The organism is Sinomonas sp. P10A9, from assembly GCF_041022165.1.
GTDB classification, from domain to species: Bacteria; Actinomycetota; Actinomycetes; order Actinomycetales; family Micrococcaceae; genus Sinomonas; species Sinomonas puerhi.
In genome coordinates, this window is the sequence record NZ_CP163302.1 from 771,283 (window position 1) to 784,353 (window position 13,071).

The window sequence follows — 13,071 nt, forward strand, 5'->3', positions numbered from 1 at the left end:
TCTTGTCTGGAAGAGGTCTTCCAGACGTCGCTGCGCTTCTTCCCCCTCGGAAGCGCGGTGGTTGAGTGATACGGGCAAGGCGGCGCGGTAGCGCCTGGCCTTGAGCAGTTGTTAGCACATGATTGTGAGGCCAAAGTCGGCTGGCGCGCAAGGCCCATGGTTGCGCGCCAGTAGCGAGCGGCGGGCGGCATCCACGGGGAGCCGCCCGCCGTCGTCGTGCGGAATGAGGAGCGCCGGCCTCTACGCGTCCGCGCTGCCGTGCTGGATGACCCGGAACGGCGCGCCCATTGGATCGACGAGGACGGCCATGCGCCCGTACGGCGTGTCGACCGCCGGGATGAGCACCGTCGCCCCGAGCGCTGTGGCCGTGGCGACGGTCTCGTCGGTGCTCGCCACGTCCCAGTACACCGTCCAGTGGGCGGGCGCGCCGTCAGGGAGATCCCCGGTGGCGTCGAAGATGCCAGCGCGCTGGTTCTCGCCTTCGCCGAGGGTCGCGTAGCGGAACTCCGGGGTGTCGCTCGTCGTGAAGGTCTTCCAGCCGAGGGCTTCCTGGTAGAACTTCAGGGTCGGCGCGAAGTCGCGTGTGTGGATCTCGAACCACGCGGGCGCGCCAGGCTCGGCGAGGTTCTCGAACCCCGCGTGGCCCGTGCTCTGCCACACGCCGAACGCTGCGCCTCCCGCGTCTGCGTACATGGCCATGTGGCCCTGCTCGGGGACTTCCATGGGCTCCACGAATGTCTGGCCGCCCGCGGATTGGATCTTCTCGGCCGTCTCCCGGATATCGTCCGACTTGAGGTAGACCGTCCAGGCATCTGGGATGGTGGGCTGGTCAGGAGTGGCCTGATCGTCCATCTTCGCCATGAGGCCGGCTACCTGGGCGCCGTCCTTGAACGCGGTGACGTATCCGCCGTAGGTCTCCTGGTCCGCGGTCTCGTAGGTCCAGCCGAAGAGGGCGGTGTAGAAGTCCTTGGCCTTCTCGACGTCGCTGGTCATGAGGTCGGTCCAGCAGGGGGCGCCGGCGATGAGTTCGGGCTTGGGCATTGCTGCTCCTTGAGTTGGGCTTCATGGTGGTGCTTCCAACGCTCAAGACGCTATGCGGAGGCTACGACACTTTTCAAGGATGCAGCCGTGATGGCGAATTCCCGGGCCCTGAAGACAGAGCACCCCCGGCCCTCAACGGGTCCGGGGGTGCCGCGTCGCCGCAGAGGCATCGCGCGGAAGGTAAGGGATTTGAACCCTTGGTACGGGGTAACCGCACACTGGTTTTCAAGACCAGCTCCATAGGCCGCTCGGACAACCTTCCTTGTGCTAGTAGTGTTCCATAGGCCAGTGACCTCATGAAATCCAACTAGGACAGACGCCCCGCAGGGGAGAGGAGCACCGACATGAAGGCGGTCTTCATTACCGAGCCCGGAGGGCCGGAAGTTCTTCAGGTCCGTGACGTCGAGGCGCCCGTTCCCGGGCCCGGCGAGGTGCTCATCGATGTTGTCGCGGCGGGCATCAACCGCGCCGACGTGCAGCAGCGGCGCGGCTTCTACCCCCCTCCGCCCGGAGCGTCTGAGATTCCGGGCCTCGAGGTGTCGGGGCGCATCGCAGGCTTTGGGCCTGACGTGGCGCGGCCGTTCGCGGTCGGTGACAAGGTGGTGGCGCTTCTGGCCGGCGGCGGTTATGCCGAGCAGGTCGTCGTCCCCGCGGAGCAGGTGGTGCGCATCCCGGACGGCGTGGACCTCGTGACCGCCGCGGCGTTACCCGAGACCGCGGCGACCGTGTACTCGAACCTGTTCATGACGGCCCAGCTCCAGCCCGGCGAGATGCTGCTCCTCCACGGGGCCACGGGTGGGATCGGCACTATGGCGGTCCAGATGGCCAAGGCCTTCGGTGCGCGCGTCGCGGCGACAGCGGGCACGGATGAGAAGGTCTCCACGGCCCGGGCGTTCCTCGGCGTCGACGTTGCGATCAACTACAAGGAGCAGGACTTCGTCCAAGCGGTCCGCGACGCAACCGGCGGCCGGGGCGCGGACGTCATTCTCGATGTGGTGGGCGCGAAGTACCTCGAGCGCAACATCGAGGCCCTCGCCACGTACGGCCGGCTTGTGGTGATCGGGCTCCAGGGCGGCGCGAAGGCCGAGCTCAACCTCGGTCTCCTCATGAACAAGCGGGCTGCTGTCATCGCGACGTCACTGCGTCCCCGCCCGATCGAGGAGAAGGGCGCCATCATGTCCGCGGTCAAGGAGCACGTGTGGCCGCTCGTGGCGGACGGCCGAATCAGGCCGCTCGTCGACAAGGCCTTCCCCCTTGCCGAGGTCGGTGCGGCCCACGCGTACTTCGACTCGGGCGAGCACGTGGGCAAGATCCTCCTGACCATCTAGGGCCCGCCGTTCGCGTTCGACGCCGCGTGGTCGCCTCGGTGATGTCATGCTGCAGACGCTCGCGACAGTCCAAGACCACTCGATTGGGGATGTCGCGGCATTCCCAGTCCCGCCGTAGCCGACAAGTGCGTCCGAAGCGCGCTTGTCCGCTACAGCGGCACTCCCAGACTCGGCTCAGCCGGCTGACTTCCGCGGACCTGCCCCCGCGGTCGACCCGGCGGACCCGCGTCGGCAGTGACCCTCGGGGACCTGCTCGCGCGGTGGCCCCGGCGGACCTGCCCCCGCGGTGGCCCCGGCGGACCTGCCCCCGCGGTGGCCCCGGCGGACCCGCGTCGGCGGTGGCCCCGGCGGGCCTGCCCCCGCAGTGGCCCCGGCGGACCTGCCCCCGCAGTGGCCCCGGGCGGGCTCGTGAGAGTATGGCCCCATGACTGCACCCGGGAGCGATCACAAGGCTGCGACGCCGGAGAACACCGCCGAGGACAGCGCGGACAAGGCCGCGGAGAACAGCGCCGAGGAACCCGTCGAGGGGATGCCCCTCAATGGCGGCGCGAACCGCGGCCCGACACCGGGAGGCGGCCACGCGCCGTCGTCCGCCGAGCGCTCGCGGCGCGCGAACCTGCAGGAGCTCGTCGACCAGCCGGCCAAGGTGATGCGCATCGGCACGATGATCCGCCAGCTCCTCGAGGAGGTGAAGGGCGCGCCCCTCGACGAGGCCGCGCGCACCCGGCTTGCCGAGATCCACGAGCGCTCCATCGCGGAGCTCGAGGACGGACTCGCCCCGGAGCTCGTGGACGAGCTCCACCGCATCTCGCTGCCGTTCTCCGACGACGTGGTGCCCTCCGAATCGGAACTCCGTGTGGCCCAGGCGCAGCTCGTCGGCTGGCTCGAGGGCCTGTTCCACGGCATCCAGACTGCCATCGCCGCGCAGCAGGCGGCGCACCAGCTTGCGGCCGCGCAGGTGCAGCTGCGCCAGCTTCCGCCGGGCACCATGATCGCCCCCGGCGTGGTCATCGGCCCGAACGGGGAACCGCAGCGCGCGGCCGAGCAGGGCCAGGGTCCTGCGCCGGAGGGCGAGCGGCGCGATCCCGACCATGGCCCGGGACAGTACCTCTGATCGCCACCACCTCGATGGGATTCCTCAAGACTGCGCTCGCGAACCGCCGCGATGACGCCGAACTCGGCAAGGGCGTGTGGCGCCGTGCGCACGACCGCTTCCGCCGGGGCCTCGACCGGTACCACCAGGTCCTCGAGGGAATTGACGACGACGTGCTCTACAGCGAGATGCTCGTGATCGGCGATGGCCTCGCGGAACTGCTCCCACGCGTCCGGGCAGTGTGCGTGGAGGCGCAGCGCCGTGCGCCGAGCGATGCCCTGGACATTCCCGGCCGCTACGCCGGCGTCCATCGGGCTCTGTCCCGCGGGGGCAACGCGCTCGCCACGACAGCCGAGGCCGCCGCAATGCTGCGCCTCGCCGTTGGGCCGGTGCCCATGGGTGCCCTGTCCGTCCAACGCCGTGCCGCCACGGTCCTCGAGCACGTGCGCGAGGCCGAGCAGTTCCTCCGCGCCTGAGGCGGGCGCGGCCGCCTATTCCCGAGTTCGCGCTGCGCGAAGAACCGCATCAAATGCTCCGAAAGCCCTTCCCACGCTCCGCCGTGGTGGAAGGATGGTGGGCATGACTCCCGCACAGACCCTGACATCCCCCGCGCTCACCTTCCATGACGGCCGCACCATCCCGCAGCTCGGCTACGGCGTGTGGCAGGTCGAGGACGATGTCGCCGAGAAGGTTGTGGGCGAGGCGTTCCGCGTGGGCTACCGCCACATCGACACCGCCGCGATCTACGGCAACGAGTCCGGCGTCGGCCGAGCCATCGCCGCCTCGGGCCTCGCCCGCGAAGATCTCTTCATCACCACCAAGCTCTGGAACGCCGACCAGGGCAGCGGCAACGTCCTTCCCGCGTTCGAGACGTCCCTCGACAAGCTCGGCATCGACTACGTAGACCTGTACCTCATCCACTGGCTCCAGCCGAAGCGCGGCCTCTACGTCGAGACCTGGAAGGAGCTCATCAAGCTCCAGGAGTCCGGCCGCGCCCGTTCCATCGGCGTCTCGAACTTCACGGTCGAGGCGCTTGAGGAGATCGAGCGCGAGACCGGCGTCGTCCCCATGATCAACCAGGTCGAGACCCACCCGTACTTCCCGCAGGCGGAGCTGCGCGCCTACGAGAAGTCCAAGGGCATCCTGCACGAGTCCTGGTCCCCGCTGGGCCAGGGCAAGGACCTTCTCGCGGACCCCGTTCTCGCGGACATCGCCGAGAACCACGGCGTGAGCATTCCCAACGTGGTGCTCGGCTGGCACCTCGCCGTGGGCAACGTCGTGATCCCGAAGTCCGTCACGCCGGAGCGCATGGCGCAGAACTGGACCGCGCTCGCCCTGACGCTCAGCCCCGAGGAGATTGCCGCGATCGACGGACTCGACAAGGGACCGGCCGGCCGCATCGGTGCCAATCCCGCGGTGAGCGACTTCGCCTGACGCACCCCTGCCATTACGTGGGCAGGTCGACACGGTAGACCTGCCCACGCGGCAGGTTCCCGGGTGGCAGCCGACCGCGCACCCTGGACTCGTCAGCTGACCGCGCGCTCGACGCTGTTCGCGGACGCGCACGCACGACGTCGGTGACTCGCCCCCGGTGGGCGAGTCACCGACGTCGTGCCTCGCTTTTAGACGAGCACGACGGCACCGCAGGCCGCCACCCCGAGCACCATCCAGACGACATAGTCGCCGGCCCTGCCCGAGTGGGTGCGCCTGAGGACGCGGAGGGCCGGAACCGCGATGGCGAGGACCCGGCGAGCGCCGGCGGGGACCCGATGCCGGTACACGGCCACGGCTGCGAGGCCGAGTGCGAGGGTCGCGGTGACGAACCCCCACACGATGGAGGGGGCGTCCCAGCCCCCGGCGGTCCCCGCCGGACTCACAGGAAGGACCGCCCCGCCGAGCACGGCACCCACGTATCCCGAGCGGTCCATGAACTGGACCGCCGCGGCCTCCGCGTTGGCACTCAAACCCGGGGCAGCCCCCAGCACCAGGCCGGCGCCGAGCAGCGCTGCCACGGGTCCGGACATCGAGAGCGGAACGCGGTCGCGGCCGATACTGACCTCAATCTTCTCCTCGTCCCCGCTCATGCCCGCTTCCTCGAGCCCGGCGGGCGGCGGCCCGAGGCCGAGGAAGATTCGCGCACCGACTCGCAGGACGGCGCCTGCGGTCACCGCCGAGACGGCAATCATGAGCACCGTGGCCCAGACTGTGCCTGCGTCCGTGAGTGCATGCTCGGTCAGGCCCTTGCCGAGGCCCACGCCGAACGGCGGCGTCCCGGCGAGTGCGAGGGCCGCCACGAGGTACGCCGCTCCGAGCCAAGGTGCGTCACGCCCCCGGCCTTGGAGCGTGAACTCGTCGACGCTTCCGTAGCGATCGAGAATGATCCCGCTGAGCAGGAACAGCGCCCCCTTGACCATCGCGTGGCCTAGCGCGTAGACCGCGAGGCCTGCTAGCGCGGAGCCGGAGGCCGAGCCCAGGGCGATCATGAACACGCCCATGTGCGCGATCGTCGAATACGCGAGCAGCCGCTTGATGTGGCGTTGGAGGAAGCACATCACGGTCCCCATGGCCGCGGTCAGCACGCCGAGGGCGCCGAACAGGACCTGCCCGGCGGAGGCGACGCCAGTGTCGCTGAACACCGCCCAGTAGAGGCGGGCAGTCCCATACAGTCCCAGCTCGACCATGACTCCTGAGAAGAGGACACAGACGGGGGAGGGAGCGACCGCGTGGGCGTCGTCGAGCCAGAAGTGGAACGGGGACACGGCCCCCTTGACCAGGAAGCCGGTGCACACGAGCACGAACGTGACGGCGACGAGCGGGGAGCGGTCGCCGGAGAGCTCGACAGACAGCGCGGCGAGGTTGAGGCTTCCCGTGTGGGCGTACATGAGTGCCACGCCCGTGAGGGAGATGTAGGCCGCGAGCGAGTTGACGATGCCGAAGTTGATCGCGCCGTGCAGGGCTGTCGGGTCCTCGCTCTTGAGGCCCGTGAGTGCGTAGGCCGCGACGCCCATGAGCTCGAAGAACACGAACATCGTGAACACGTCGCCCGCGAAGACGAAGCCCGTCATGCCCGCGAGGAACAGGATCATGAGCCCGTGGAAATGCGTGCTATCCGACGCGAAGTAGCGCCACGAGAACGTCAGGGCGGCGAGCATGAGCACGGCGGCGAGCAGCGCGATTCCCACGCTCAGGCCGTCGCCGACGAGGGCAATGCCGACGGTGCGGCCGCCGCTCGGCTCCCAGCCCGCCATCCAGTAGACGAGCCGGTCCTTCAGGGCGGACGGGAGCATGACGACCTCGCCGCCCCCGGCCGCAAGTGCCGCACCCATCGCGGCGAGGTCGGCGAAGCGGCGCGGCAGGAACCGGCCGACCGACATGAGCAGCGCCGCCACGAGGACGAGCCCCACCACCAGCACGGCAAGGAGGGAGGCCGTCGGCGCATTGCTTGGCATGCTCTCAGCCCTCCAGGGGGCCGAGATGATCGGGGTCGACGACCCTGCGCCGCTTCGCCATCTGGACGACCAGCGCGAGGAGCATTGACGTGACCGCCGCGGACACGACGATGTCGGTCAGGGCGAGGGCCTGGACGACGGGATCGACCACAGGGGTGTCCCTGCCGGTCTGCGCACCGAAGATCGGGGCGACGGCGCCGGACTGGTAGCCGACGGCGATGAGCAGGATGTACGTGGCTGACTGTGCCACGGACAGGCAGACCACGGCGTGGACGAGGTTTCGGCTTGTCGCCAGGCCCGCGATGCCGAGGAGCATCACGGCACCGGCCACGAAGTACGCGTAGTAGGTCATGCGGCGTCCTCGGCCTCGTTGTCCTGCGGGGGGTTCGGCGCGGCGCGGATGGCGAGCGTCTGGTCGAGGAAGCTCGCGAGGAGCACGACGACGCTGCTCGCGACCGCGATCCCCACCGCCAGGTTGAACAGCGGCACAGTCCCTGCGGAGACGAGGTCGCCGAGGGTTCCGGCGGGCACGACGTTGGCGAAGAGGCCCCCACCCAGCGCGGCGGCGGCGAGCCCGATCGCGCCGAAGAGCACGACGCCGGCCGCCTCCCCGTGCTCGAACCAGTCGACCGGACGTAGCTGGCGGAGGAGCCGGTAGCGGCCGCCCACATAGAGCAGGTGAATGCCCGTGGCGAGGATGATGCCGCCCTGGAATCCGCCGCCCGGAGTGATCGCCCCGTGCGTCACGACGTCCACGCCGAGCACGAGGGTGAGCGGAAACAGGAGGTACACCAGGAGGCTCGTCGACTCGAGGATGATTCCGCCGCTGCTCACCGTGCGGCGTCGCTCCCGGTGCACTGGCCGCAGCAGTGCCGCGACCCCTACAACGGCGCAGAACAGGATGGTCTCCTCGCCGAAGGTGTCGAAGCCGCGCTGGTCGAAGTTGATGCTCGCGACCGCGTTCGCTGTGGCATGGTCGAAGGTGCCCGCCACGGCAAGGTCCCGGTACGGGTGCGCGCTCGCGCCGAACGCGGGCAGGCCGAGGATCCCGACGGCCAGTATGGCCTCGAACGCAGTGAGCCCGACCCCGAGCAGGACCAGCCGGACGCGGGGGCTCAATGCTCGCGCTCCGCATCCCGCGACCCGGCGTTGGCATGGATGCTCTCGACCTTCCTGATCGCGAGCACCACGATGAGGGGCACGACGGCGGATCCGACCGCCACTTGGCTGAGCGCGACGTCGGGCGCCTGGAGCACAAGGAACAGGACGGTGAGCAGGACGCCGTACGCGGAGAGGGCGACCGCCTGCCGCGCTGGCCTGCGGACGAACACGACGATGGCCGCCCCCGCGAGGACAAGGGTCAGGCTCACGGCGATCAGCACGTCGGTGAGGATTCCCTCGCTCATTCCGGCGACCCTCCGACGTCGACCCCGGACTCGGCGGCGACGGCGCGTCCCACGGCCGCCGTGAGCGCAGGCCCGCTGGCCGCGACGACGAGGGCGATCGCCACGACGGTCGCGCTGCCCAGCGAGACACCGAAGGCAAGCACTGCGGCGAGCGAGAAGAGGGGAACCGCGAGCGTCGTCACGGGGGCGAGGAAGTGCAGCCTTGCCAGCGTGGACCGCGCGAAGAGGGCTCCGAACGACGCGTACGCCACGATCAACACCGCCGCGCCCGCGCTCACGGATTCGAGGACCATCGTCATGGAGTGGCCTCCTGATCCGGACTTTCGGGGCGGAGGAGGCGAGTGTAGACGAGGGTGCCCGTCGTGGCGAGCACCGCGAGGACGAGCGCCACGATGAGGTACGAGGATTGGCCCGCGATGGCGGAGAGGCCTACGAGCACCATGGCTCCGCTGGCGTTCAGGAGCGCTAGGCCCACGAGCCGCTGGACTGCGGTCCCGCGGCTCGTCAGGACGAGGCCGGGGACCACCCCCACGATGAGGAGTGCGGCGCTGACCGAGGTCCAGAGCACCTCCACGCGCCTACCCCTCGTCCCTTGGTCGGAGCACGCTCTCATCGAGTCCCGGCCATCCGCTGACGAGCGTATGAACTGTGACGGTCCCGACCTCGGGGTCTGAGCCCACCACGACCGAGCCTGGGGTAGCAGAGAGCGAGACGATTCCGCCTGCGCGCCAGCCGGTCTCCCGGGGCCCTCGCCCCTGGGGCATGGACGCTGTGCGCAGGTCCTCGGGCTGGGACCCGCCGAGCCAGCCGGCGAGACGCACCATGTCCGCCATCGCGGCGACGGGAACCGTCGCGGCCCATCTCAGCCACACGCGGCGGGGGCGTGCGCGGAACGGCATGGCGCGGCGCGCGGCACGGGCCAGAATCCCTCCCAGGAGGGCCGCCAGAGCGGCAATGAGGACTTCGACAACCGAGATCGTGGACGCCGTCGCAAGCCAGAACAGCGTCCCCGCAATCGTCCACAGCGTGAGTTCGACGAGGGCCCCCGCGGCGCCCCGCGCCCCGGGAACCCCGAAGAACCTGCGCGTGCCCGGGCCCATGATGGTGGTCACGCTATGCCCATCCTGTGTCCGGAGCAAGGGAAGCGCGCGCCCAGCATCATGGCGCGTCGCTCAATGTACTCTGCGCGCCCGTAGGGCTAGCGTCGGACCATGGATACCGACGACCAGTCACAGAACCGTCTTCCCCACGAGGAGGGCTACGGGAGTCCTACTGCCGAGGAGGAGATGCCGCCGGCCGATCAGCGGGGGCAGGTCCGAGACCGCGAGCAGGACAATGCCGACCACGAGGATGCCGATCAGCCCGACGCCGACGGGCAGCCCGACGGCGCCGAACGGTCCGCCGGGGACGCGCCAGCCCAGCACGACGGGAAGGCCCCGGCTGACGCTCCGTCCACGGACGCCGAGATCGACGAGGCCAACTCCGATGACTCCTCCTCGCGGGAGTCGTTCTCGTCCGAGTCCGACGAGGAGGGTTCCGGCCTGGCGGACGAGTGACGGGCCCGCACTGGCCCTCTCATATCCGCGGGCCCGCCCAGTCAGCCCGCGCCGCAGGTGAGGCGTCACGCGGTTCCCCGCGCCTCGTTGCTGCGGCCTGTCTGCCGACGGCCGAGCTTGGTCTCATCCTCGAGTTCGAGGCCCTTGGCCTCGGGGAGCAGCGCCTTGACGAACCAGAAGGAGAGCGCCGCGAAGAACGCGAAGCCGCCGTAGACGACGCCGAGGCCCAGCGACTGGCTGAGCACCGGGAACAGGAGGGTCTACCGCAGCCGCTGCTGTGGCTCCGTAGATCCGACGATGCACTGATTTGGCTCCCATGCTCCCGCCCGTCGGACGTGAGCGGCCGATAGGCCCGTGGTGCGCGTGAGCATTCATTGTCCTGGGCTTTCTGTGATCCTTACGCTGTCGGCGCGCTGGCGCCGCGGCGGCCTAATTCTGTACTGGCTGCCCGGTCCAGCCGTTCTTGAAACACTCTGAGCCTGCTGCGTCGATTCGGCCGGCCCCTCCTTCCCCCAGCCCTCCACACACTGCGGGCACGGCGTAGGCTGGCAGGATGAGTCAGGGGCCCGGCGTCGGCCGCTCTTGGGCCTCGAGCCCCGCGATCCGCAAGACGATGCTCGGCAACCGGTCGCGGGACACCGCGCCTGAGCTCCGGGTGCGGCGCGCGGTCCACGCGATGGGCCTCCGGTACCGGGTCGCCTACCGGCCCGAGCCCACCCTGCGTCGAACGGCTGATCTCGTGTTCACGCGGGCCCACGTCGCCGTGTTCATTGACGGCTGTTACTGGCACGGTTGCCCGGACCATTACATCGAGCCCGCGAGCAACGTGGACTACTGGCGGCCCAAGATTGCCCGGAACCGCGAACGCGATGCGGAGACGACGGCCGCGCTCACTCACGCCGGCTGGCGGGTCCTGCGCTTCTGGAGCCATGAGGACCCATACGAGGTAGCGGAACGGATCGCCGCCGAGGTGCGGCTGGCCACCCAGCGAGTCAGTCCGCCGCCAGCGCCATCACACACACCCGCTGAGGTTTGGAATACCGCACGGCGGGAAGTGGACTGACATAGTCCGCAGTGCAGTGGCTGCGTCGCCTTCCGACATAACGGAGCCTGCAAATGGGTATTGGTGCATCAGTCTTCCTCCTCGCCATCTTGGCGATTCTCTCCTCCGCGCGTATGCGGAACGTCGTTCCCATCGGTGAGTTGTGAGGGTCGGTGTTGCCACATGGATGCCTGGCTCTACCCCCTTCGCGATCCTCATCACCCACCCCGGAAACGGAGGCCGGTCGCTGTTCTCCTTGAACGCGACGGCACGCTCTTGGAGATCCTCGAACGCGGCAAGCTCGCGGCACGCGGCACGCTCACGGAGGGAGGCCAAGAAGCCGGTGCACTAGTGCGGCCTGCGCGCTCCGCCCCCGCTGCGCGGGAGGCGCTCGACCGGCTCCGCGCGGCGGGGATCCGGATCGGTATCTTCTCGGCCTCGTCCGGGCCGTCGGGGCCTGCGGACGCCGTCCGGACCCGCAGCCTCAATCGGTATGCCGACCGGCTGCTCGGACCGTTCGGTGTCTGGGTCGGATGCACTCACGGACCGGGGGACCGTTGTCCTTGCCGCATGCCCGAGCCGGGGCTCGTGCTGGAAGCCTGCCGGAGGCTCGGCACCACGCCCGGCGGCGCCGTCGTCGTCGGCCACGATGGGGCGTCCATGGAAGCCGCCCGCCGAGCCGGCGCGCGTGGCATTCTCGTCCCCGCATCAGGGACCAGCCGTGCGGAGATCATCGAGGCGCCAGCCGTCGCCGGGGACCTCTGGTCCGTCGTGGTCCTCGTGCTGGGCCGGACGGCGACCCACGCACCGGTGCTGCGGGCCCCGACCACCTCTAGCCCCGGGCTGCGCCAGACCTCCTCCGGTCCGGGGACCTCCTCAGGCCCGGGGCTGCGCGCCCCGAGCCTGCCCGACGCGACCAATCCCGACACAGCTGCCGGATCCGCGGCCCGCGCCGAGATCTGATACGCCACGATCTGATCCGAAGCGAGCGATCTGATCCGAAGCGAGCGCGCGCGCCGAAGAGGCCCGTTAGGCCACCCTGAAGGATTCCGCATCGGTGGTTCGGAGCGTGAGCCCATTCCCCGGAGCATCCGGGCACGGCGTGATCGTTCCGCCGCGCGGGTCGAGCGTCCCGTCGAACAGCATGGACTCGAGCCTCACATGGTCGTGGAACCATTCGAGGTGCCGAAGGGACGGCGCGGCCGCCGCCGGAGCGGCTGAGATCGCGGGGGCGCAGTGGCCCGAGAATCCGACCCGGTGGGCGGCGGCCACGGCGGCGACGCGCAGCCAGACCGTGATGCCCCCGCAGCGAGTCACGTCGGCCTGGAGGCAATCGACGGCACCAGAGGCGCACATCCTCTCGGCGTCGGCGAGCCTCGTGAGATATTCACCGGCAGCGACGTCGGCCGCGACACGTTCGCGGACAAACCGCAGCCCGGCGGGGTCCTCGCTCGAGACCGGCTCTTCGAACCAGGCAAACCGCGTCTCGCGGGCGGCCTCGGCGACCCGCACGGCCTGCTTGGGCGTGTAGGCCCCGTTCGCGTCCACGAAGAGCTCGGGTCCGGCGCCGATGGCTTCTCGCGCGAGGACCATGCGTTCGACGTCGCGCGCCTCCCGTGAGCCGCGGTCCTGCCCGATCTTGATCTTCACGCGCGGAATGTCCTGGGCCACCCACCCTGCGAGCTGCTCGGTCATCTGCCGGTCCGTGTAGCTCGTGAAACCACCGCTGCCGTAGACGGGAACCTCGGCGCGCGCTGCGCCCAGGAAGGTGTGCAGCGGCAGCCCGGCGAGGCGTGCGGCGAGGTCCCAGAGCGCGCAGTCGACGGCCGACGCCGCGTACGCGCCCGCGCCGGGCTGGCCGGCGTTGCGCAGGGCCCGGGACATGGCCTCGGCGCTCGCAGGCACGGCGAAGACGTCCCTCCCGCGGACCGCAGGCTCGAGCAGCTCGGAGACGAGCCCTACGAGCGCCGCGGGCCCGTAGGTGTATCCGACCCCCGTCGCTCCAGCCGCCGAGGCGTTGACGATAACGATCGTCGTCGAGTCCCACGCGAACGTCCCGTCGGCCTCCGGTGCATCGGTCGGGACGGTGTACGCCGCGGCGGTGACGGCCGAAACGGAGGCTCCCGAACCGACGTCGTGCACGAGGGCGGTCACCG

The 13,071-nt window shown here is 70.0% G+C and carries 17 protein-coding genes and 1 tRNA gene; 7 read left to right on the forward strand and 11 right to left on the reverse strand.

Annotated features, from left to right (window positions below; all coding sequences use genetic code 11):
* Window positions 1-240 precede the first annotated feature (240 nt).
* Both AB5L97_RS03495 and AB5L97_RS03500 read right to left on the reverse strand, forming a co-directional pair.
* The gene (locus AB5L97_RS03495; protein ID WP_369046482.1) at window positions 241-1,041 is read right to left on the reverse strand and encodes a VOC family protein; all 801 of its coding nucleotides are present in this window, start codon (window positions 1,039-1,041) and stop codon (window positions 241-243) included.
* A gap of 174 nt (window positions 1,042-1,215) precedes the next feature.
* Window positions 1,216-1,303: transfer RNA gene (locus AB5L97_RS03500), tRNA-Ser, on the reverse strand.
* A gap of 82 nt (window positions 1,304-1,385) precedes the next feature.
* On the opposite strand from AB5L97_RS03500, the gene AB5L97_RS03505 reads away from it, so the two are divergent.
* The 4 genes from AB5L97_RS03505 to AB5L97_RS03520 all read left to right on the forward strand — a co-directional run bounded on the left by AB5L97_RS03505 (window position 1,386) and on the right by AB5L97_RS03520 (window position 4,896).
* Window positions 1,386-2,369 (forward strand): NAD(P)H-quinone oxidoreductase, encoded by a 984-nt coding sequence (locus AB5L97_RS03505; RefSeq protein ID WP_307959087.1) that lies wholly within the window; start codon window positions 1,386-1,388, stop codon window positions 2,367-2,369.
* Between the two features lie 529 nt (window positions 2,370-2,898).
* The gene (locus AB5L97_RS03510; RefSeq protein WP_369047344.1) at window positions 2,899-3,483 is read left to right on the forward strand and encodes a bacterial proteasome activator family protein; all 585 of its coding nucleotides are present in this window, start codon (window positions 2,899-2,901) and stop codon (window positions 3,481-3,483) included.
* Window positions 3,484-3,497: 14 nt separating this feature from the next.
* Window positions 3,498-3,938 (forward strand): hypothetical protein, encoded by a 441-nt coding sequence (locus AB5L97_RS03515; RefSeq protein WP_369046483.1) that lies wholly within the window; start codon window positions 3,498-3,500, stop codon window positions 3,936-3,938.
* 103 nt (window positions 3,939-4,041) lie between these two features.
* On the forward strand, window positions 4,042-4,896 hold the full coding sequence (locus AB5L97_RS03520) for an aldo/keto reductase (RefSeq protein WP_369046484.1): 855 nt from the start codon (window positions 4,042-4,044) through the stop codon (window positions 4,894-4,896).
* 188 nt (window positions 4,897-5,084) lie between these two features.
* Here the strand turns inward: AB5L97_RS03520 and AB5L97_RS03525 are convergent, their stop codons facing one another.
* From AB5L97_RS03525 to AB5L97_RS03555, 7 genes are read right to left on the reverse strand one after another with little or no spacing between them, the layout of a single operon-like run.
* On the reverse strand, window positions 5,085-6,911 hold the full coding sequence (locus AB5L97_RS03525) for a complex I subunit 5 family protein (protein ID WP_369046485.1): 1,827 nt from the start codon (window positions 6,909-6,911) through the stop codon (window positions 5,085-5,087).
* A gap of 4 nt (window positions 6,912-6,915) precedes the next feature.
* Window positions 6,916-7,263 carry a sodium:proton antiporter gene (locus tag AB5L97_RS03530; protein WP_307959090.1) on the reverse strand — a complete coding sequence of 116 codons (348 nt, stop codon included), beginning with the start codon at window positions 7,261-7,263 and terminating at the stop codon, window positions 6,916-6,918.
* Entirely contained in the window at window positions 7,260-8,030 is a 771-nt protein-coding gene (locus AB5L97_RS03535) for an MnhB domain-containing protein (protein ID WP_369046486.1), read from the reverse strand. The genes AB5L97_RS03530 and AB5L97_RS03535 overlap by 4 nt, the downstream gene beginning before the upstream one ends.
* Window positions 8,027-8,317 carry a Na(+)/H(+) antiporter subunit B gene (locus tag AB5L97_RS03540; RefSeq protein ID WP_369046487.1) on the reverse strand — a complete coding sequence of 97 codons (291 nt, stop codon included), beginning with the start codon at window positions 8,315-8,317 and terminating at the stop codon, window positions 8,027-8,029. Before AB5L97_RS03540 ends, AB5L97_RS03535 begins: the two co-directional genes overlap by 4 nt.
* Window positions 8,314-8,616: a monovalent cation/H(+) antiporter subunit G gene (locus AB5L97_RS03545; RefSeq protein WP_307959093.1), complete on the reverse strand. Its 303-nt coding sequence runs from the start codon at window positions 8,614-8,616 to the stop codon at window positions 8,314-8,316. The genes AB5L97_RS03540 and AB5L97_RS03545 overlap by 4 nt, the downstream gene beginning before the upstream one ends.
* Window positions 8,613-8,891, reverse strand: a complete 279-nt coding sequence (locus tag AB5L97_RS03550) for a monovalent cation/H+ antiporter complex subunit F (RefSeq protein WP_369046488.1) — start codon at window positions 8,889-8,891, stop codon at window positions 8,613-8,615. Before AB5L97_RS03550 ends, AB5L97_RS03545 begins: the two co-directional genes overlap by 4 nt.
* Window positions 8,892-8,895: 4 nt before the next feature.
* On the reverse strand, window positions 8,896-9,429 hold the full coding sequence (locus AB5L97_RS03555; RefSeq protein WP_369046489.1) for a hypothetical protein: 534 nt from the start codon (window positions 9,427-9,429) through the stop codon (window positions 8,896-8,898).
* 99 nt (window positions 9,430-9,528) lie between these two features.
* Between AB5L97_RS03555 and AB5L97_RS03560 the strand changes: the two genes are divergently transcribed.
* Window positions 9,529-9,873, forward strand: a complete 345-nt coding sequence (locus tag AB5L97_RS03560; RefSeq protein WP_369046490.1) for a hypothetical protein — start codon at window positions 9,529-9,531, stop codon at window positions 9,871-9,873.
* Between the two features lie 65 nt (window positions 9,874-9,938).
* Here the strand turns inward: AB5L97_RS03560 and AB5L97_RS03565 are convergent, their stop codons facing one another.
* Window positions 9,939-10,118: a hypothetical protein gene (locus AB5L97_RS03565; protein WP_369046491.1), complete on the reverse strand. Its 180-nt coding sequence runs from the start codon at window positions 10,116-10,118 to the stop codon at window positions 9,939-9,941.
* Window positions 10,119-10,426: 308 nt separating this feature from the next.
* On the opposite strand from AB5L97_RS03565, the gene AB5L97_RS03570 reads away from it, so the two are divergent.
* A complete protein-coding gene (locus tag AB5L97_RS03570; protein WP_369046492.1) occupies window positions 10,427-10,936 on the forward strand; it encodes a very short patch repair endonuclease in 510 nt (169 codons plus the stop codon).
* Between the two features lie 255 nt (window positions 10,937-11,191).
* Window positions 11,192-11,878, forward strand: a complete 687-nt coding sequence (locus tag AB5L97_RS03575) for an HAD hydrolase-like protein (protein ID WP_369046493.1) — start codon at window positions 11,192-11,194, stop codon at window positions 11,876-11,878.
* Between the two features lie 66 nt (window positions 11,879-11,944).
* On the opposite strand, the gene AB5L97_RS03580 is transcribed toward AB5L97_RS03575, so the two are convergent.
* Window positions 11,945-13,069 (reverse strand): enolase C-terminal domain-like protein, encoded by a 1,125-nt coding sequence (locus tag AB5L97_RS03580; protein WP_369046494.1) that lies wholly within the window; start codon window positions 13,067-13,069, stop codon window positions 11,945-11,947.
* Window positions 13,070-13,071: the final 2 nt, after the last annotated feature.